Genomic DNA, 19,558 nt, shown 5'->3' with positions numbered 1-19,558 from the left:
GTCATTCTCGTTAAAGGCCTCAACCCTCTCATCCCGCGCAGGGCCGATCATACCGGGCTTTGGCCAATAAACACGGGACAAATATCGTGTTACTTATGGCCATAGCATCTTTATGGTTACGTTCTTATGACAAAACGATCATTCCCTCGATGTGACGCATTGGTTAGAACTCAACTCAGGTTGACGTCGCAACGGCGTCAACACCTTGGCTCGCGACGCCGGCAGCGAGCCGCCAACGGCAGGATTTTTCTGCCTGACCTCGATTGAGGTCGACGCGATAAATACAGTCAACAAGTGAGGGCAACACCCTATGAGAAGACTTAAGCGTGATCCGTTGGAAAGAGCATTTTTGCGCGGATATCAATATGGCGTTGGTGGTAAATCCCGTGAGCTTTGCCCTTTTACTCTACCGTCGGTACGCCAAGCCTGGATCAATGGCTGGCGAGAAGGACGCGGCGACAACTGGGACGGTATGACCGGCACTGCGGGAATCCACAGACTCAACGAACTTCACGCCGTCGGCTAATACAGGGCACACACTCCGACACGACAATCTGATTACGCAACGACTTAACCACGCACGTCCCATCCGGACGGCGGGCTTCGGCCCAGGGGCTCCTTCGAGGAGCCCTTTTTTATGTCTGATATCTGGCTAAGCACGCCTGCGGAACTGGCTAAACACAATCCCCCTGTAGGCGCTGCCGAAGGCTGCGATCTTTTGATCTTGCCCTTGATTGTAAAAAGCAAAATCAAAAGATCGCAGCCTTCGGCAGCTCCTACATTGACCGTGTACACCGCACCCCAGATGTCAGCTAGCGCAGCGCGGCGATGGCATCCACCGACTCACGAATCAACGCCGGACCTTTATAGATGAAGCCGGAGTAGAGCTGCACCAAACTCGCACCCGCGGCGATTTTCTCAGCCGCGTGCTTGCCTTCGGTGATGCCGCCCACGGCGATGATCGGCAAGCGACCGGCCAGTTCCGCTGCCAGCACCTTCACCGTGTGAGTGCTCTTGTCGCGAACCGGTGCGCCGGACAACCCGCCCGCCTCGTCACCATGTTCCATGCCTTCGACGCCAACGCGACTCAGGGTGGTGTTGGTGGCAATCACCGCGTCCATCCCGGTTTCGATCAGCGCTTGGGCGACTTGAGCGGTTTCTTCGTCGGTCATGTCCGGCGCGATCTTGATCGCCAGCGGTACATGTTTGCCATGACGCAGGGCCAGTTCCGCCCGGCGGGTGGCCAGGTCGGCGAGCAATTGCTTGAGCGAATCGCCGAATTGCAGGCTGCGCAGGCCTGGAGTGTTCGGCGAACTGACGTTGACCGTCACATAGCTGGCGTGGGCATAGACCTTGTCCAGGCAGATCAGGTAGTCATCGACCGCACGCTCAACCGGCGTATCGAAGTTCTTGCCGATGTTGATGCCCAGCACGCCCTTGTACTTGGCCGCTGCCACGCGAGCGAGCAAGTGATCGACGCCGAGGTTATTGAAACCCATGCGGTTGATGATCGCCTCGGCGTCCGGCAAGCGGAAAATCCGTGGTTTCGGGTTACCCGGTTGCGGACGTGGTGTGATGGTGCCGATTTCGACGAAACCGAAACCCAATTGGGCAAAGCCATCGATCGCTGCGCCGTTTTTGTCCAGACCGGCCGCCAAACCCACCGGGTTCGGGAACTCCAGGCCCATGACCGTTACCGGCAGTTTCGCCGGTGCCTTGCACAGCAAGCCGTTAAGGCCCAAACGCCCGCCCGCGCCGATCAGGTCCAGGGACAGATCGTGGGAGGTTTCCGGGGAAAGTTTGAACAGCAGCTGACGGGCCAGGGTGTACATGGGCAGGCTTGACTCGGTTGGCGATGAGAGGCGGCGATTATAGCCGCGCATCGGGTCCACAGGCGAGGCGCGCAACAAAATCAGCCAGCGATGGCATATGCCTTGCACCGTCACAGGCATCAGCACTCATGCCAACGGCGGGATGAGTGGAAGGACAATGGCGTCGTCACCCGGCTTTGCCCACGCAAAGGCCTTGGGACGACGCTTTTTTTTGGAAGGTGCGAAATCGATGAACGAACCATCAGCCGGCCCACTGGCCTGGGTCAATGGCAGCGATGCCCCGGAAAAAACCGCAATCAACCTCGGCTTCATGGCCCTGAGCGACTGCGCCTCAGTGGTGGTTGCCGCCACTCAGGGCTTCGCCCAACCCTATGGCCTGACCCTGAACCTCAAGCGCCAATCATCGTGGGCCAACCTGCGGGACAAACTGGTCAGCGGCGAACTGGACGCCGCCCACAGCCTGTACGGCCTGATTTACGCCGTGCACCTGGGCATCGGCGGCATAGCCTCCACCGATATGGCCGTGCTCATGGGCCTGAATCAGAACGGCCAGAGCATCAACCTCTCCCACGGCTTGCAGGCCCTGGGCGTGACCAGTCCTGAAGCACTGGACCGGCATGTGCACCAAAGTCGCCCAAAACTGACCTTCGCCCAGACATTTCCTACGGGCACCCACGCCATGTGGCTGTATTACTGGCTCGCGAGCCAGGGTATTCATCCGTTGCAGGATGTCGACAGCGTGGTGGTCCCGCCGCCGCAAATGGTCGCACACCTGCAAGCCGGGCGCATCGACGGCTTCTGCGTCGGCGAGCCATGGGCGGCCAGTGCGGTGCAGCAAAATCTCGGGTTTACCATGGCCACCAGCCAGACCCTCTGGCCCGATCACCCGGAAAAAGTCCTCGGCTGCACCCGCGCCTTCGTTGAGCAATACCCCAATACCGCACGGGCATTGGTGATGGCGATCCTCGAGGCCAGCCGATTCATCGAAGCCAGCCACGAAAATCGCCGCAGCACCGCGCAACTGTTGAGTGCACCCGAGTATCTGGATGCACCGCTCGATTGCATCGAACCGCGCTTGCTCGGTGACTACGCCGACGGCTTGGGTAATCGCTGGCAAGACCCGCACGCCATGCGTTTCCACGGTGGTGGTGAGGTCAATCTGCCGTATTTGTCCGACGGTATGTGGTTCATGACCCAGTTCCGGCGCTGGGGTTTGTTGCGTGATGACCCGGATTACCTCGGCGTGGCCCGTCAGGTCCAGCAACTAGACTTATACCGTGAGGCCGCCACTGCTGTCGGTGTGCCCACCCGGAGTCAGGAAATGCGCAGCAGTCAATTGATCGACGGCAAAGTCTGGGACGGTTCGGACCCGGCCGGCTATGCCCGCAGCTTCACGCTGCACGCCATGAGCGACAGCGCTCCCCTTCTCGCCAGCCGCTGACAGGAGCCTGCGAATATGTTGCGTATCCTGCTGATCAATGACACTGCGAAAAAAGTCGGGCGTCTGAAGGCGGCCCTGACCGAAGCCGGGTTCGAGGTCATCGACGAGTCCGGCCTGACCATTGACCTGCCCGCGCGCGTCGAAACGGTGCGTCCGGACGTGATCCTGATCGATACCGAGTCACCGAGCCGCGATGTGATGGAGCAAGTGGTGCTGGTGACCCGTGACCAACCACGGCCGATTGTGATGTTCACCGACGAGCACGATCCCGACGTGATGCGCCGCGCGATCAAGTCCGGCGTCAGTGCCTACATCGTCGAAGGCATTCACGCACAACGCTTGCAGCCGATTCTCGACGTGGCCATGGCGCGCTTTGAAAGCGACCAGGCCCTGCGCGCGCAACTGCACGCCCGCGACCAGCAACTGGCCGAGCGCAAGCGCATCGAGCTGGCCAAGGGGCTGCTGATGAAGATGAAGGACTGCAACGAAGAAGAGGCCTACACCCTGATGCGCCGCCAGGCCATGAGCCGCCAGCAGAAGCTGATCCAGGTGGCGGAGCAGATTATTGCCATGAGTGAGTTGCTTGGCTGAAGTCTTGCGGAGCCTGTGCTGACGCCTTCGCGGGCAAGCCTCGCTCCTACAGGTGTTGTGTCGTTTACAACATCTGGATTCACCACAAAACCTGTAGGAGCGAGGCTTGCCCGCGAATGGCCACAACTCCGATCTCACGTGTTGGCACAAATCTCGCTAAGTAAATCACTGCAAGGTAACCAACGGCGGTTGCCCCACCTACGACAAAGACGTCGCTCACCTCATTCGCCCCCCTTGGCGGATCGGGTAGCGGCGTTTTTCCGTTTTGGCCCCAGAGACCGGGGCCGGTGGTGCGGCCATAGCGGCGCCCACCTGCAAGCTCATGACTCCTTCTTGATACGCCTGACAGCTGAGGTGCGCGATGAATTCAAGCTTCTGGAAATCCGGCCATACCCCGACCCTGTTCGCAGCCTTTCTCTATTTCGATCTGAGCTTCATGGTCTGGTACCTGCTCGGCCCAATGGCGGTGCAGATCGCCGCTGACCTGCAGCTGACCACCCAACAACGCGGGCTGATGGTGGCCACGCCGATTCTGGCCGGCGCCGTATTACGCTTTGCGATGGGCCTGCTGGCTGATCGCCTGTCGCCAAAAACCGCCGGGATAATCGGCCAGGTGATCGTCATCTGCGCCCTGTTCGTCGCCTGGAAAGTCGGCATTCACAGTTACGAGCAAGCGCTGTTGCTGGGCCTGTTCCTCGGCATGGCCGGTGCGTCCTTCGCCGTCGCCCTGCCATTGGCCTCGCAATGGTATCCGCCCCAGCACCAAGGCAAAGCCATGGGCATCGCCGGTGCCGGTAACTCGGGCACCGTGCTCGCGGCCCTGATCGCCCCGGTACTGGCCGCTGCATTTGGCTGGAGCAACGTGTTCGGCTTCGCCCTGATCCCGCTGATCCTGACCTTGATCGTCTTCGCCTGGCTGGCCAAAAATGCACCCGAGCGCCCGAAACCCAAGTCCGTGTCTGACTATTTCAAGGCCCTGGGTGACCGCGACAGCTGGTGGTTCATGTTTTTCTACAGCGTGACCTTCGGTGGCTTCATCGGTCTGGCCAGCGCCCTGCCTGGCTACTTCAACGACCAATACGGCCTGAGCCCGGTGACTGCCGGCTACTACACTGCTGCTTGTGTGTTCGGTGGCAGCCTGATGCGCCCGTTGGGCGGCGCACTGGCGGACCGCTTCGGCGGGATTCGCACCTTGCTGGCGATGTACACCGTGGCAGCGATCTGCATTGCGACAGTGGGTTTCAATCTGCCGAGTTCCTACGCCGCGTTGGCGCTTTTCGTCTGCACCATGCTCGGTTTGGGTGCAGGCAACGGTGCGGTATTCCAGTTGGTCCCGCAGCGTTTTCGTCGGGAGATCGGTGTAATGACCGGGTTGATCGGCATGGCCGGCGGCATCGGTGGCTTCGCACTGGCAGCCGGCATGGGCGCGATCAAGCAAAGCACCGGCAGCTATCAGCTGGCGTTGTGGTTGTTCGCAAGCCTCGGTGTACTTGCCTGGTTCGGTCTGCACGGTGTGAAACGTCGCTGGAGAACCACTTGGGGTTCGGCAGCCGTCACCGCAGCACGGGTGTGAGGACTGAATGAGCCTGCAACTGAGCTTCGCCGAACACAGCGCTATCGGCCCCCGCGAGGAGAACCAGGACGCTCTGCGCCTGGTCACTCCGGCCCCGGCGCTGGCGGCAAGCAAGGGTTACCTGTTCGCCATCGCCGACGGCGTCAGCCAATGCGCCGATGGCGGTCTTGCGGCCCGTTCAACCTTGCAGGCCTTGGCGCTGGACTACTACGCCACCCCGGAAACCTGGGGCGTCGCCCAGGCATTGGACCGTCTGCTACTGGCGCAAAATCGCTGGTTGCAGGCTAACGGCGGCGGGCAACCGCTGCTGACCACCGTCAGTGCCTTGGTGATGCGCGGCCGGCGTTTCACCCTGGCGCATGTCGGCGATTGCCGGGTTTATCGCTGGCACGCCGACACGCTGCAACGGGTGAGCGAGGATCACGTCTGGGACCAACCGGGCATGCAGCATGTGCTCAAACGGGCCTTGGGGCTGGATCAACACCTGGTGCTGGACTTTCTCGATGGCGAACTGCGCCTGAACGAGAGTTTCGTGCTGCTCAGCGACGGCATCTGGGCCGTGCTGGGCGACACCGCCATTGCAGGCATTTTGCGCGATCAACCTGACCTGAACAGTGCCGCGCAGACCCTGGTCAGCGCCGCGCACCTGGCCGGCAGTCAGGACAACGCCAGCGCCCTGCTGGTGCGGGTCGATGCCCTCGGTGAAACCAGCATTGGCGATGCGCTGATTCATCTGCAGCAATGGCCACTCCCGCCTGCGCTGAAGCCGGGCCAGACTTTCGAAGGCTGGCAGGTCGAAGGGATCCTCGGCCAGAGCCAGCAATCACTGCTCTATCGGGTGCGCGACGGACAACAACAGCCCTGGCTGCTGAAAACCTTGCCCGGTGCGCTGCGTGACGATCATCAGGCCGGGCAGGCGTTGTTGTCGGAGGAATGGTTTCTCAAGCGTGTGGCCGGGCGGCATTTTCCTGAAGTCCATGCCGCCAGTCAGCGTCAGCATTTGTACTACGTGATGCGTGAATATTCCGGGTCGACCTTGGCTGAGCTGCATGAGCGTGTCGCAACGCTGCCATTGGCTCAATGGCTGGACCTGGCCGAACGCTTGCTGCGGGCCATCGGCATATTGCATCGACGGCAGATTCTGCATCGCGATATCAAACCGGAGAACCTGCTGCTAGGGGACGACGGTGAGCTGCGCCTGCTGGACTTCGGCCTCGCCTACTGCCCCGGGCTGTCCGAAGATCAAGCTTGCGCCCTGCCCGGAACGCCCAGCTATATCGCGCCGGAAGCCTTTCGAGGTGATCCTCCTACACCACAACAGGATTTGTATGCGGTCGGCGTGACCTTGTATTACCTGCTGACCGGGCATTATCCCTACGGCGAAATCGAAGCGTTCCAGCGCCCCCGGTTTGGTGTGCCTGTCAGCGCCAGTCGCTACCGGCCCGACCTGCCGGAATGGATTGCGCAAAGTCTGGAGCGCGCGGTGGCGGCGGCTCCGGATCAGCGTTTTGAAACGGCGGAAGAATGGTTGTTGCTACTGGAACAGGGAGAACGACGCAGTTTGAGCGTACGCCCCAGACCGTTGCTGGAGCGCGAACCGCTGAAAGTCTGGCGGACGTTGGCGCTGGTGTCGTTGCTGGTGAATCTGGTGCTGCTGTTTTTACTCTTTCATAACTGACCAGAAGATCAAAAGATCGCAGGCTGCGCCAGCTCCTACGGGTGCCCACGATCTCCTGTAGGAGCTGGCGCAGCCTGCGATCTTTTGATCTTTCTGCTTCAAAACCGGGCGTCGCGCCTTTAACCGGTGCACGCAAACACCCTTCTCCCATGATGAGAACCCATAAATTCGGCATTTGTGCGACTTGGCACAACCACTGCATTACCTTTCCCAACATACATAAAGCCCAACCTTCAACGTAGAAGGCTGCGCTGCCCGAGAGAACGGGACAAGGACAAAGGCGTCCTCGCTAGTTAACTAGCGGGACGCCTTTTTTTGTTTGCGCAAAATTTTGTCGAGCAAGGCCTGAATGCCCTGATGAGGCAGGCCCGAGCTCCCCGGAGAACCTGATGAAAAAACTAAAACTAGTGATGATCGGCAACGGCATGGCCGGGGTTCGTACCCTGGAAGAACTGCTCAAGCTGAGTAATGAGCTGTACGACATCACGGTCTTCGGCGCCGAACCCCATACCAACTACAACCGCATCCTCCTGTCGCCTGTACTGGCCGGCGAACAGACGTTCGAAGAGATCGTGCTCAACGATCTGGACTGGTACCTGGAAAACAACATCAAGCTGCTGCTCAACCGCAAAGTGGTGGAGATCGACCGGGTCAAACGTCGGGTCATCGCCGAGGACGGCACCGAGGCCGAATACGACCGTCTGCTGATTGCCACCGGTTCGACCCCGTTCATCCTGCCGATCCCAGGTAATACTTTGCAGGGCGTAATCGGCTACCGCGATATTGCCGACACCCAGGCGATGATCGACACCGCCAAGACCCACAAGCACGCCGTGGTCATCGGCGGCGGTCTGCTGGGTCTTGAAGCCGCCAATGGCCTGATGCTGCGCGGCATGCACGTCACCGTGGTGCACATCGGCGAATGGCTGCTGGAACGGCAACTGGACAAAACCAGCGGTCAACTCCTGCAAACCGCCCTGGAAGCTCGTGGCCTGCACTTTCGCCTGTGCGAACAGACCCAGGCTCTGCACGATGCCGGCAACGGCCGGGTCGGCTCGGTGCAGTTCAAGAACGGCGACATCATCCCCGCCGATCTGGTGGTGATGGCCGCCGGTATTCGCCCCAATACCGAACTCGCGGAAAAATCCGGTATCCCGTGCAACCGCGGGATTCTGGTCAACGACACGATGCAAACCTACGACCCTCGGGTCTACGCCATCGGCGAATGCGCCAGCCACCGTGGTATCGCCTACGGTCTGGTCGCGCCGCTGTTCGAACAGGCCAAGGTATGCGCCAACCACCTCGCCCAACTGGGTTTCGCCACCTACAAGGGTTCGGTGACTTCGACCAAATTGAAAGTCACCGGCATCGACCTGTTTTCTGCCGGCGACTTCATGGGCGGCGAAGGCACCGAAACCATCACCCTCTCCGACCCGATCGGCGGGGTCTACAAAAAACTGGTGATCAAGGATGACGTGCTGGTCGGCGCCTGTCTGTACGGCGATACGGCAGATGGCGGTTGGTATTTCCGGCAGATCCGTGAGAACCACGCCATCGGCGAGATCCGCGATCACTTGATGTTCGGCGAAAACGCCTTGGGCGATGTAGGACATCAAGGTCAGGACAAAGCCATGAGCATGGCCGACACCGCCGAAGTCTGCGGTTGCAACGGCGTGTGCAAAGGCACCATCGTCAAGGCCATCCAGGAACACGGTCTGTTCAGCGTCGATGACGTGAAAAAACACACCAAGGCCGCCAGCTCCTGCGGTTCCTGCGCCGGCCTCGTCGAGCAGATCCTGATCAACACCGTGGGCGGTGCAGCGGACGTCAAACCGAAAAGCGAAAAAGCCATCTGCGGTTGCAGCGACCTCAATCACGGGCAAATCCGTCAAGCCATCCGCGACCAGCACCTGCTGACCATCGCCGGCACCATGAGCTACCTGAACTGGCGCACCCCGAACGGTTGCGCCACGTGCCGTCCGGCGCTCAACTACTACCTGATCTCCACCTGGCCGGGCGAAGCCAAGGACGATCCACAATCGCGCCTGATCAACGAACGCGCCCACGCCAACATTCAGAAAGACGGCACTTACTCTATAGTCCCGCGGATGTGGGGCGGTGTGACCAATCCTTCAGAGCTGCGGCGCATTGCCGACGTGGCCGACAAGTACAACGTGCCGATGGTCAAGGTCACCGGCGGCCAGCGCATCGACTTGCTGGGGATCAAAAAGCAGGACCTGCCAGGCGTCTGGAAAGACCTGGACATGCCCTCCGGCCACGCCTACGGCAAATCCATCCGCACGGTAAAAACCTGCGTCGGCAGCGAGTTCTGCCGCTTCGGCACCCAGAATTCCACGCAACTGGGCATCGAGCTTGAGCACGACCTGTTCAACATGTGGTCGCCGCATAAAGTGAAACTGGCCGTCTCCGGTTGCCCACGCAACTGCTCGGAAGCGGGGATCAAGGACGTCGGAATTATCGGCGTGGACTCCGGCTGGGAGATGTACATCGGTGGCAACGGCGGGATCAAAACCGAAGTCGCGGAGTTCTTCGTCAAACTGAAAACCGCCGAAGAAGTGCGCGAATACAACGGCGCGTTCCTGCAGCTGTATCGCGAAGAAGCCTTCTACCTCGAGCGCACCGTGCATTACCTGCAACGGGTCGGCATGGAGCACATCAAGAAAGCCGTGCTGGAAGACCCGGAGCGGCGCAAGGCCTTGAACGATCGCCTGCAATTTTCCCTGTCGTTCGAACAGGACCCCTGGAAGGAACGCCTCGAACAGCCACTGCTGAAAAAAGAATTCGAGGTCATTCCCGTGAAGAACCTGGAGGTGTCGGTATGAACTGGCTGGATATCTGCGCACTGGAAGAGATCAACACCCTTGGCTCGCGGATCATCGCCGGCCCGAAAGGCGACATCGCGATTTTTCGTACGAGCGACGATGAGGTTTTCGCCCTCGACGACCGCTGCCCGCATAAGGGCGGGCCGCTGTCCCAGGGTTTGATCTACGGCAAACGAGTGGCCTGCCCGCTGCACAACTGGCAGATCGACCTGGAAACCGGCGAGGCTCAGGCCCCGGATGTCGGCTGCGCCCACCATCATTCGGCACGGGTCGAGAACGGCCGCGTGCTGCTGGCCCTACGGGAAGCAAGCTGATGGACCGTCAAATCACCGCCTCCACCTGCTGCTACTGCGGGGTCGGCTGCGGCGTGCTGATCGAGCACGACGGCGAGCGCATCCTCGGCGTCAGCGGCGATCCTGCGCACCCGGCCAACTTCGGCAAATTGTGCAGTAAAGGTTCGACCCTGCACCTGACCGGCGACTTGGCAGCACGGGCGTTGTACCCGGAGCTGCGCCTGGGCAAAGGCCTGGCCCGCAGCCGCACCGACTGGGACACGGCTCTCGATCACGCCGCCAGCGTCTTCGCCGAAACCATCGCCGAGCACGGCCCGGACAGCGTTGCGTTCTATATCTCCGGGCAATTGCTGACCGAGGATTACTACGCCTTCAACAAACTGGCGCGGGCGCTGGTGGGCACCAACAACATCGACAGCAATTCACGGCTGTGCATGTCTTCTGCGGTGGTCGGCTACAAGCGCAGCCTTGGCGCCGATGCTCCGCCTTGCAACTACGAAGACCTGGAATTGAGCGACTGCGTGATGATCGTCGGCAGCAACATGGCCTACGCTCACCCGGTACTGTTTCGTCGCCTGGAAGAAGCCAAATCCCGCCGCCCACAGATGAAAGTCATCGTCATCGACCCACGGCGCACCGACACCTGCGATTTGGCCGACATGCATTTGGCGATTCTGCCCGGCACCGATGTCGCCTTGTTTCATGGGATTTTGCATCTGTTGCTGTGGGAAGACTGGGTCGACCGCGATTTCATCAAGGCCCACACCGAAGGCTTGGCCGAGCTGAAAAACCTGGTGCGTGATTACACCCCGACAATGGTTTCGCAACTCTGCGGCATCAGCGTCGAGCAACTGCATCAATGCGCGGAATGGGTCGGCACTTCACCGAGCTTTCTGTCGCTGTGGTGCATGGGGCTGAATCAGTCCACCGCCGGCAGCGCAAAAAACAGCGCGTTGATCAACCTGCACCTGGCCACCGGACAAATCGGCCGCCCCGGCGCAGGACCTTTCTCCCTGACTGGTCAGCCGAATGCCATGGGTGGCCGGGAAACCGGCAGTTTGTCGAATCTGTTGCCAGGCCATCGTGAAGCAGCCAATGCCGAACACCGCGCGCAAGTGGCCGACTATTGGGGCGTTGATCAACTGCCCGCGAACACCGGGCTAACCGCCATCGAACTGTTCGAGCAGATGCGCAGCGGCAAGATCAAAGCCCTGTGGATCGCCTGCACCAACCCTGCACAGTCGCTGCCGGATCAAACCGCTGTGCGCGAGGCACTGCAAGCCTGCCCGTTCGTGGTGTTGCAAGAAGCCTTTCGCACCACCGAAACCGCCACGTTCGCCGACCTGCTGCTGCCCGCCGCCAGTTGGGGTGAAAAGGACGGCACGGTCACCAACTCCGAACGGCGCATTTCCCACGTCCGTCAGGCCATCGGCGCACCCGGTGAAGCACGGCCCGACTGGGCAATCACCGTGGATTTCGCACAGCGCCTGGAAAAACATCTGCGCCCTGGAGCAACCAGCTTGTTTGCCTTTGAAACTCCGGCGCAAGTCTTCGATGAATACAAACACCTGACGCGCGACCGCGACCTCGACCTCTCCGGGATCAGCCATGAATTGATCGACCAACTCGGTCCGCAGCAATGGCCCTTCCCCGCCGGTGCCCGCGAAGGCACGGCGCGGCTGTATCTCGACGGAGTTTTCCCGACCGCCAGTGGGCGCGCTCAATTCGTGACCGACCCGTATCGCGCCGCCAAGGAACAACGCGATGCGCGTTTTCCGCTGACCCTGATCACCGGCCGCCTGCGCGATCAATGGCACGGCATGAGCCGCACCGGTACCGCCGCGCAGCTATTCGGCCATGTCAGCGAAGCCGTGTTGAGCCTGCACCCGGATGAACTGCGTCGGCATCGCCTGCAACCTGGCGACCTGATCAATCTGAAAAGTCGCCGGGGCTCGGTGATCGTGCCGGTCAGCAGCGATGACAGCGTACGTCCGGGCCAGGCGTTTCTGCCGATGCATTGGGGCGACCGCTTTCTCAAGGGCGGCGTGAATACCCTCACCCTTCCCGCCTTCGACCCATTGTCGAAACAACCGGAACTCAAACACAGCGGTGTACGACTCGAGCCTGTGCAATTGCCTTGGCAGCTTTTCGCCCTGATTGAGGGTGATGTTCAACAGCACTTGGAGACGCTGCGACCGCTCTGCGAGGCGTTTTCCTACGCAAGCCTCAGCCTTACCGGCCGTGAGCGCCCTGCACTGCTGATACGCGCCGCCAGCGCCACCGCGCCAGAGCCGCAGCTGTTGCGTGATATCGATCAATATCTGGGGCTCAACGACGGTCCGGTATTGGCCTACGACGATCCTCGGCGCTCGATCGGCAAGCGGGTACGGATCGAGAACGGTCGGATCACCGCGATTCGCCTGGCCGGTGAAACCCTCGCCCAGCACTGGCTGCAAAGCCTCTGGCTCGAAGGTCGCGCCGACGAACAACTACGCCGTTGGCTGCTGGCACCTTTGAGTGCGCCACCGGGCAGCGCTGGCGGTCCGGCATCGGGCACCAAAACCCTGTGCAACTGCATGAACGTCAGCCAGAACGCCGTGTGTGCTGGCATCAGCCGTGGTCTGGACTTGCAGGGCTTGAAACAAGAATTGGGCTGTGGCACGCAATGCGGCTCCTGCGTCCCGGAAATCAAGCGTTTGCTGGCCGCCACTGCGCAGCCAGTCGCCGTCATCTCGTGAGGAAAACACTATGAGCGCAAAAGTCTGGCTGGTGGGTGCGGGTCCTGGCGATCCTGAATTGCTGACCCTCAAGGCGGTTCGAGCGTTGCGCGAAGCGGACGTCGTGTTGATCGACGATCTGGTCAATGACGCGGTGCTGGAGCATTGCCCGAACGCGCGCATTATTCCTGTGGGTAAGCGCGGTGGCTGTCGCTCCACGCCTCAAGCTTTCATTCATCGCCTGATGCTGCGTTGTACCCGTCACGGCAAATGCGTGGTGCGGCTCAAGGGTGGCGATCCGTGCATCTTCGGGCGCGGCGGTGAAGAAGCGCAGTGGCTGCGTGAGCGTGGCGTCGAGGTTGAGCTGGTCAATGGCATCACCGCTGGTCTTGCCGGCGCGACCCAATGCGATATTCCGCTGACGCTAAGGGGCGTCGCGCGTGGCGTGACACTGGTCACGGCGCACACTCAGGATGACAGCAGCCTGAATTGGCAGGCCCTGGCTCAAGGGGGCACTACGCTGGTGATCTATATGGGCGTAGCGAAGCTCAGTGAGATTCGCGAACAGCTGTTGGCCGGCGGAATGGCTACCGATACACCTGTGGCGATGATCGAAAATGCTTCCCTGCCGCATCAACGGGAATGTCGGAGCGACTTGGCAGCCATGGAACTCGATGCCCGCGCCTTTGAATTGAAAAGCCCAGCCATTTTGGTGATTGGAGCAGTGGCAGCCTGTGCAACGTCATCTCAGTGGGAGCGTGGCTTGCCCGCGATGGCGGCCGATCAATCAGCTTGAATCTACCTGCCAACCCCTCATCACCAAATCGCAGACAAAGAAAAGCCCGGCCTAAGCCGGGCTTTTCCAGAGCTGCGAGCTAATTACTTAGCGCTAGCTTCAACCTGCGCTTCTACGCGACGGTTTACAGCGCGACCAGCGTCAGTTTTGTTGTCAGCAACTGGGCGGGATTCGCCGTAGCCAACAGACTGAACGCGGGACGATTCAACACCGTACTGGTTGGTCAGAACTTGCTTAACGGCGTTTGCACGACGCTCGGACAGTTTCTGGTTGTAAGCGTCAGGACCGACGGAGTCAGTGTGACCTTCAACAGTAGTAGTGGTGGATGGGTACTGCTTCATGAAGTCAGCCAGGTTTTTGATGTCGCCGTAGCTGTTAGGCTTGACTACCGACTTGTCGAAGTCGAATTTCACGTCCAGCTCAACACGAACAACTTCAGCAACTGCCGGGCAGCCATCAGCGTCAACAGTTACGTTGGCTGGGGTGTCTGGGCACTTGTCAACGTTGTCGCAAACGCCATCGTTGTCGCTGTCGGCGCAGACTTCAGCTGGTGCTGGAACTGGAGCAGCAGCAGGCTTGGAGCCGCCACCGAAGTTCACACCGATACCAACGCTAGGAGCCCACTCGGTGTCGCCCTGGTCGATGTTGTACTGAGCTTCAACGCCGGCACGGGCGTAGAAGTTGTCAGTGAAGTACAACTTGGCACCGCCGCCAACGTTGGCGAAGGTGGAACCGTTACGACCGCTTTTGCCGTTCTGACCGATGCTCTGATCGGAGAAGCCAGCCGATACGTACGGACGCAGCATGTCGCCCGGGTTGTTGAAGTGGTACAGAGCATCCAGAGCGGTGTTGGAGCCCTTGATGTTACGGCCGTCTTCGGCACGTGCGTTGTGCACTTCGTCGTAGGCCAGACGCAGTTCAACGTCGTCGGTCAGGAAGTAACCAACAGAACCGCCGAACAGGTTGCCGTTGTTCTTGAAGTCACGAGCGCTATCGAACATTTCTTTCTTAGCGAAGCCTTCGATTTCAACTGCGCCTTGGCCTTGTGCCAGAGCGCCGAACGAAGTGGCAGCAATAAGAGAACCAATGGCCAAGCCCAAGGTGTTTTTCAGTTTCATCCGTTAAATCCCCATCTGGTGATTGTGAAGCAGTCCCGCAAACCGGGGGACAACTCGGCGGCAAGTCTATCAGAACTTGCCTACACGTAAGAGATATTTGCGCCGAACTAAGTTTCAGCAATGCCTGCAAATTTCTCACGCAATTTGTCTAGAGCGCGTTTGTAACGCATTTTTGTCGCACTCAAACCCATGTGCATTATGTCTGCGATCTCCTGAAATTCCAGCTCTGCGACAAATCGTAGCACCAGAATTTCACGGTCGATCGGGTTCACATACACCAGCCAGCGATCAAGTCCGCCCTTCTCCTCGGGTTTCGGCATCTTTTCTTCAGACGCTTCCTCAAGGGGGTCCAGACTCAAAGCGTCCATCAAGCGACGCTTTCGCCGTTCTTTCCGATACTGCGTGATGCACTCGTTGTACGTGATGCTATATAGCCACGTCTTGAACTTCGATTTGCCCTCGAAGTTCTTCAGGCCGTACAGCACCTTCAACATCACTTCCTGACAGACATCATCTGCGTCACGATCGTTCCCGAGATACCGTGCACAAACGTTAAATAATGTTCGCTGGTAACGCCGCATCAGTTCTTCATAAGCGCGCGTTACGTGAAACAGCTCGTTATGCGAGCGCGCGACCAACTCCTCATCAGAGAGCTCGCGGGGGTCGTAGCGCGTGGAGAGCAATTGAGCTTTATTCAAAACAAGTCTGGCCGACAGTCAGGTCAATGTCCGCCGCAGCCCTTCAGGGCATTTTGCGGCGGCATACATTAGCAGGATTTGCCGGGTTAGCGGCTACTCACATGCTGCTCCAAGAGAATCCGATTCGAGAGAGAGACTAGCTCACCCTCATCGGTCAGCACGGTGGTTTTAACCGTGCCGATCTCTTCGATCTGACCTTCGACCTCGCCAACACGCACTTGTTGCCCAACCTGATACAACTCACGCACATAGATTCCCGCAAGAATCTGACCGGCAATTTCCCGGCTTCCCAAACCCATGGCCAGCGCAACCGCCAGACCAACGGTAATCAAGACGATCACGATCACATGGTTGAGCAGGTCTGTTTTGACCTCCAACTGACTGATCGCAACCGAAATACTGATGATGATCACCAGGCCCTGGGCAATTCGCCCCAGGCCCGCTGCGTAATCAAGACCTACGCCTTCTGCCGCGCCACGCACCAGCCCATTGGCCAGTTGCGCCAGCAAGACACCCACCAGCAGCACCAGCGCCGCGCCAAATACTTTCGGCAAATACAGCGCCAACATGTCCAGCGTAGCCGAAACTCGCTCAAGTCCAAGTGATTCTGCGGCAGAAACCAGAAAAATCAGCAGAACGAACCAATAAACGATCTTGCCGATCAATGTGGAGATAGGCACCTGAAGGCCGGCGCGGGACAGCAATTTGGTCAGCCCGGTACCGCCCATCAGGCGATCGAGGCCCAGTTTGGCAAGCAATTTGGAGAGCAGCGTGTCCAGCAGTTTGGCCACGACAAAACCCAGCAGCAGCACAACCAGTGCGCCAAACAGGTTCGGAATGAAGTTCGCAACTTTGGTCCATAACGCAGTCATTGCAGTGACGAGGCTCTGAGTCCAGAGATCAAGTTCCATATTCAATCAGCCTTATCAGCAGTGCGAGCGGAAGGTTTACGAAGACGGGAGACCGGCGCGACATGGGCCGATCCGTTATTCAGGGCGATCATCAGCGCGGGCAGCCAACGGCCCAGCAGGCTGAACAGATCGCCGGCACCGACCTGGCGGTTGGCGGTTTTCAGCACGCGACCCAGGCAGGCATCGTCGTCACGGCTGGACGGCGAAGCTTTGAGCATGTCACGCAAAGACTGTTCAAACGGATCGTGCATACGCACCTCTCGTGATATCTGTGAAAGACGCGGTCAAATTTGGTCGGGTCACATGACTCATCATCAGAACCAGCGCAAACGTCGGAATAGCCACCACTGCCCCAGCGCTACCGAGCCTGCCAGCAAGCAGGCGATCAGGAAGCCATAAGGGCTGGTGGAGAACGGAATACCGCCGACGTTAATTCCCAGAAGACCGGTCAGAAAACTCATCGGCAAAAAAATTCCGGTGATGATCCCGAAGCGGTACATCGTGCGGTTCATCCGCACGCTCAGACGCCGGTCTTCGGCCTCCAGGACCAGCCCCACGCGCTCCCGGGTCAATTCCAGCTCCTCGAGATAACGGGTCAGGCTGTTGTTCAATTCGTTCCAGTAATCGCCATCGTCTTCAACGAACCACGGCAGTTTTATCCGCGTCAGCTGACCGAAAATATCCCGCTGCGGTGCCAGAAAACGCTTCAGTGCGGCCGCTCTGCGACGGATCTGCAAAACGGCCCCATGCTCCGGTGTATACCGTTCGTCGGTATCCAGCTTTTCTTCTTCCTCATCGACGATTTCCGAGAGGCAACTGACCAGATTCTGCACTTTGTTGGTGAGGTATTGCGCCATATAAAGGATCAGTTCGGAAGCGGTTCTCGGCCCTTTGCCTTCGGCCAGCTGCACCAGCAACTCATCGGTGGCGCGCAACGGCCGCAGACGCAGGGAGATAACCCGCTGGGCCGAACCGAAGATCCGCACCGAGACCATGTCTTCCGGCTCGGCACCTGGATTGAGGTTGATCCCGCGCAGAAACAGCAACAGCTCGGAGTCCGGCAGCGGCAAAAGGCGCGGTCGGGTGTTCTCTTCCAGCAACAAGTCGCAACTAAATTCACTCAGACCGCTGTACTTACGCAGCCAGGTCTGGGTTTGCGGGTGACTACGATCCCAGTGCAGCCACAGGCTTTCATGGGCCTGCAACTGCAAGTCATCGAGTTCAGTCCGGGCTATCGAACGCGCACCGCCTTTACCGTCCAGCACCAGGGCATGCACCAGCCCCCACTGCGCGTTTTCTTCCTCGAACATCCTCACCCCTTTAATGAAACGCGCTTTATTCAGGCATCTTCAGCGGGCTTGGCGAAATGATCACGCCGTTGTTGTCCGCATAAACATAGTGCCCCGGGTGGAAGGTCACACCCGCGAAGGTCACGGCAATATTGAGTTCACCAACACCGCGCCGGTCGGTTTTCATCGGGTGACTGGCCAGGGCCTGAACCCCCAGATCGGTTTGCGCGATGACGTCGACGTCACGGATGCAACCGTAGATCACCAGCCCTTCCCAACCGTTACTGGCGGCTTTCTCGGCCAGCAGGTCGCCCAACAGCGCGCGGCGCAGGGAACCGCCACCGTCTACCACCAGCACTTTACCGTTACCCTTGAGCGCGACTTGCTCCTTGACCAGCGAATTATCTTCGAAACATTTGATGGTCACGATTTCGCCACCGAAAGAATCACGGCCACCGAAATTGCTGAACATCGGTTCCAGCACCTGTACCAGCTCCGGGTAGGCGTCGCACAGATCAGGCGTGAGGTAATGGTTCATCGAGAAACTCCTGTAAGAAGGAAGACAATCGAATAGGCAGCATACGCGGGCCAAGGCTGAACGGCTGCAAACGCGCCGATCGAGTCAATCACCAAAAGTGACCAGAACCGCTTAATGCGTCATATCTTAGCCGCAAGCCGTTCAGAGCGAAATGCCCTTGTTAGAGCATCAGGCTCAAACGGCCGCGGCCAAATCCGGCTTTCCACCCAGCAAAGGCGTCTGTTGATCCGCCAGCCAACGCGCCACCAATGGCCAGACTTCAGTCTGTGCAGACTTGCTGACAAGCATTTCCACATGACCGAAATTATCGCCAAAGCCTTGCTCGCGGCCAAGGGTGATGAATTGCTTGTGCTCGGAGCCGACCTGATCGAACAGCTTGCGGCAGGCCCAGGCCGGGTCTTGATGATCACCCGCGGCGCTCACGGCCAGCACTGGCAACTGAACCTCGGCCAAACCCGCCCACCAGTCCTTGTCGGCATCGCCAAAACGGCCGAACAGCCCGTACCAGCGCATGCTTTCCAGGGCCAGGCCAATCGGCTCGTCCTCCGGGCCGCGCTTGAGCCGTGAACCTGACAGTTGGGCAAATCGCTTGAGAATGAAGCGCCCGCTCCACTCCACCGGCGGAAACTTCAACGGCCAGTAGGTGCGGCTGACCTGAGTGCCAAAAAACGCCGCAGACGCGACGACAGGCTCGCCGATGTATTCCCCACCCAGCGCCGCCGCCAGCGTAATACCACCCAGCGAGTGACCGATCCAGTGTGGGACCTGGCCGCTTTGTTCGCGCACGAACGCGCCAATGGCCGGCAAATCGTAACGCGCGTAGTCGGCGACGCGGTTTTTACGATAATCCTGATTGCGCTGAGAAAGCCCATGACCGCGCATTTCCGGAATCCACACATCGAACCCCAGACGCGTCAGATAAGCCCCCAACCCCAGACCTTTGGGAGAGAACCAGAATCGTCGATTGGAAAAGCTGCCGTGCAACAGAATCACCGGCACGCCACGCACCGCCGGCTCATCGGCCAGCCCCAGGCGTGTCACAGCCAGTTCGACGGTGCCGTCGGGGCTGTTGCCGGGTTTCAAACGATAGACGTCTTCGCTCAAATCACCGCGCCGTTCGGCGCTGATCAGGGCGACAGGAAATAGATTGCTGCTGCTTTGCATAATGCTCTTGCACAAAAAAGGGCGGCATCCAGATGGAGCCCGCCCTACTTGAGTCTTAAAGCCTCGACCCACACTA

17 protein-coding genes are annotated in these 19,558 nt (G+C 59.5%); 9 read left to right on the top strand and 8 right to left on the bottom strand.

Annotated elements, in window-relative coordinates; translation table 11 throughout:
- Positions 1 to 310: 310 nt before the first annotated feature.
- A complete protein-coding gene (gene rmf, locus TU81_RS29400) occupies positions 311 to 526 on the top strand; it encodes a ribosome modulation factor (protein ID WP_003223300.1) in 216 nt (71 codons plus the stop codon).
- Positions 527 to 812: 286 nt separating this feature from the next.
- On the opposite strand, the gene TU81_RS08565 is transcribed toward rmf, so the two are convergent.
- Positions 813 to 1,832 carry a quinone-dependent dihydroorotate dehydrogenase gene (locus tag TU81_RS08565; RefSeq protein ID WP_038980250.1) on the bottom strand — a complete coding sequence of 340 codons (1,020 nt, stop codon included), beginning with the start codon at positions 1,830 to 1,832 and terminating at the stop codon, positions 813 to 815.
- Positions 1,833 to 2,061: 229 nt separating this feature from the next.
- Here TU81_RS08565 and TU81_RS08560 point away from each other — a divergent pair, with 229 nt between their 5' ends.
- The 8 genes from TU81_RS08560 (at position 2,062) to cobA (ending at position 13,764) form a co-directional block, all read left to right on the top strand.
- Positions 2,062 to 3,273, top strand: a complete 1,212-nt coding sequence (locus TU81_RS08560; protein ID WP_048394454.1) for a CmpA/NrtA family ABC transporter substrate-binding protein — start codon at positions 2,062 to 2,064, stop codon at positions 3,271 to 3,273.
- Positions 3,274 to 3,288: 15 nt separating this feature from the next.
- The gene (locus TU81_RS08555; RefSeq protein ID WP_008006986.1) at positions 3,289 to 3,864 is read left to right on the top strand and encodes an ANTAR domain-containing response regulator; all 576 of its coding nucleotides are present in this window, start codon (positions 3,289 to 3,291) and stop codon (positions 3,862 to 3,864) included.
- 361 nt (positions 3,865 to 4,225) lie between these two features.
- A complete protein-coding gene (locus tag TU81_RS08550; protein ID WP_038979926.1) occupies positions 4,226 to 5,437 on the top strand; it encodes a nitrate/nitrite transporter in 1,212 nt (403 codons plus the stop codon).
- Positions 5,438 to 5,444: 7 nt separating this feature from the next.
- Positions 5,445 to 7,115 carry a bifunctional protein-serine/threonine kinase/phosphatase gene (locus tag TU81_RS08545; RefSeq protein ID WP_038979925.1) on the top strand — a complete coding sequence of 557 codons (1,671 nt, stop codon included), beginning with the start codon at positions 5,445 to 5,447 and terminating at the stop codon, positions 7,113 to 7,115.
- A gap of 389 nt (positions 7,116 to 7,504) precedes the next feature.
- Positions 7,505 to 9,958: a nitrite reductase large subunit NirB gene (nirB, locus tag TU81_RS08540; protein ID WP_048394452.1), complete on the top strand. Its 2,454-nt coding sequence runs from the start codon at positions 7,505 to 7,507 to the stop codon at positions 9,956 to 9,958.
- Positions 9,955 to 10,272, top strand: a complete 318-nt coding sequence (nirD, locus tag TU81_RS08535; RefSeq protein WP_038979922.1) for a nitrite reductase small subunit NirD — start codon at positions 9,955 to 9,957, stop codon at positions 10,270 to 10,272. Before nirB ends, nirD begins: the two co-directional genes overlap by 4 nt.
- Positions 10,272 to 12,989 carry a nitrate reductase gene (locus tag TU81_RS08530; protein ID WP_048394450.1) on the top strand — a complete coding sequence of 906 codons (2,718 nt, stop codon included), beginning with the start codon at positions 10,272 to 10,274 and terminating at the stop codon, positions 12,987 to 12,989. The genes nirD and TU81_RS08530 overlap by 1 nt, the downstream gene beginning before the upstream one ends.
- A 10-nt stretch (positions 12,990 to 12,999) precedes the next feature.
- The gene (gene cobA / locus TU81_RS08525; RefSeq protein WP_048394448.1) at positions 13,000 to 13,764 is read left to right on the top strand and encodes a uroporphyrinogen-III C-methyltransferase; all 765 of its coding nucleotides are present in this window, start codon (positions 13,000 to 13,002) and stop codon (positions 13,762 to 13,764) included.
- A gap of 83 nt (positions 13,765 to 13,847) precedes the next feature.
- Here the strand turns inward: cobA and TU81_RS08520 are convergent, their stop codons facing one another.
- From TU81_RS08520 to TU81_RS08490, 7 genes are all read right to left on the bottom strand, one after another.
- Positions 13,848 to 14,882, bottom strand: coding sequence for an OmpA family protein (locus TU81_RS08520; protein WP_038979917.1), 1,035 nt, complete (start codon positions 14,880 to 14,882; stop codon positions 13,848 to 13,850).
- A 107-nt stretch (positions 14,883 to 14,989) separates the two neighbouring features.
- Entirely contained in the window at positions 14,990 to 15,580 is a 591-nt protein-coding gene (gene sigX / locus TU81_RS08515) for an RNA polymerase sigma factor SigX (RefSeq protein WP_038979916.1), read from the bottom strand.
- An 86-nt stretch (positions 15,581 to 15,666) separates the two neighbouring features.
- A complete protein-coding gene (locus tag TU81_RS08510; RefSeq protein ID WP_007902078.1) occupies positions 15,667 to 16,491 on the bottom strand; it encodes a mechanosensitive ion channel family protein in 825 nt (274 codons plus the stop codon).
- Positions 16,492 to 16,493: 2 nt separating this feature from the next.
- The gene (locus TU81_RS08505; RefSeq protein WP_038979914.1) at positions 16,494 to 16,742 is read right to left on the bottom strand and encodes a hypothetical protein; all 249 of its coding nucleotides are present in this window, start codon (positions 16,740 to 16,742) and stop codon (positions 16,494 to 16,496) included.
- 63 nt (positions 16,743 to 16,805) lie between these two features.
- Positions 16,806 to 17,801, bottom strand: a complete 996-nt coding sequence (locus TU81_RS08500) for a zinc transporter ZntB (RefSeq protein ID WP_048394445.1) — start codon at positions 17,799 to 17,801, stop codon at positions 16,806 to 16,808.
- A 25-nt stretch (positions 17,802 to 17,826) separates the two neighbouring features.
- Positions 17,827 to 18,318 carry a ribonuclease E activity regulator RraA gene (rraA, locus tag TU81_RS08495; RefSeq protein WP_007902085.1) on the bottom strand — a complete coding sequence of 164 codons (492 nt, stop codon included), beginning with the start codon at positions 18,316 to 18,318 and terminating at the stop codon, positions 17,827 to 17,829.
- 174 nt (positions 18,319 to 18,492) lie between these two features.
- Positions 18,493 to 19,482: an alpha/beta fold hydrolase gene (locus TU81_RS08490; RefSeq protein WP_048394443.1), complete on the bottom strand. Its 990-nt coding sequence runs from the start codon at positions 19,480 to 19,482 to the stop codon at positions 18,493 to 18,495.
- Positions 19,483 to 19,558: the final 76 nt, after the last annotated feature.

The organism is Pseudomonas lini, from assembly GCF_001042905.1.
In the GTDB taxonomy this organism is placed as follows: domain Bacteria; phylum Pseudomonadota; class Gammaproteobacteria; order Pseudomonadales; family Pseudomonadaceae; genus Aquipseudomonas; species Aquipseudomonas lini.
Note: the sequence above shows the minus strand (reverse complement) of the source record. Positions and strands in the feature narration are given on the sequence as shown.